General features: G+C 53.7%; 2 pseudogenes. One reads left to right on the forward strand and one right to left on the reverse strand.

Annotated elements, in window-relative coordinates:
* Positions 1-180 (forward strand): annotated as a pseudogene (locus ACYVJT_RS15340) (hypothetical protein); the annotation flags it as partial.
* Between the two features lie 3 nt (positions 181-183).
* On the opposite strand, the pseudogene ACYVJT_RS15345 reads toward ACYVJT_RS15340, so the two are convergent.
* A pseudogene (locus tag ACYVJT_RS15345) lies at positions 184-426 on the reverse strand (ATP-binding protein); the annotation flags it as partial.
* Positions 427-521 lie beyond the last annotated feature (95 nt).

Genomic DNA, 521 nt, shown 5'->3' on the forward strand with positions numbered 1-521 from the left:
CACACCAAACGGTGGATGATTGAGCGCACCAACTCCTGGCACAGCCGCGGGTTTGGTATCTTACAAGTCGTCCTGGATCGAACACAACCGCCCCAGCTGTGTTTTGTCAATAAGAAGTCGGCCATTAAAGCGATAAGAATCCGGCCATTGTGGCAGGGTTTCCTGCCACAATGGCGATAAGGGTTATTTCATGAGTGCGTTTTTGACGCGGTAGGACTCGCCGCGGAATTGCAGGAGTCGGCCATGATGGACGATGCGGTCGATGACCGCGGCGGCCATGGTGTCGTCGCCAAAGACGGTGCCCCACCGGGAGAATTCCAGATTCGTGGTGAGGATGAGGCTGCGTTTTTCGTAGCCGTCTGAGATGACCTGGAAGAGCAGTCTGGAGCCTTCAGCATCGATCGGAACGTAGCCAAATTCGTCAATTTATGGCGATATCTGCATAAATCGATTTATGCCGAGGTGGGGATTATGTCGATAAGTCTGCTGACGGGTGGCTCCGATCGTTGAGAACACTGCCT

This window comes from Yaniella soli (assembly GCF_054782375.1).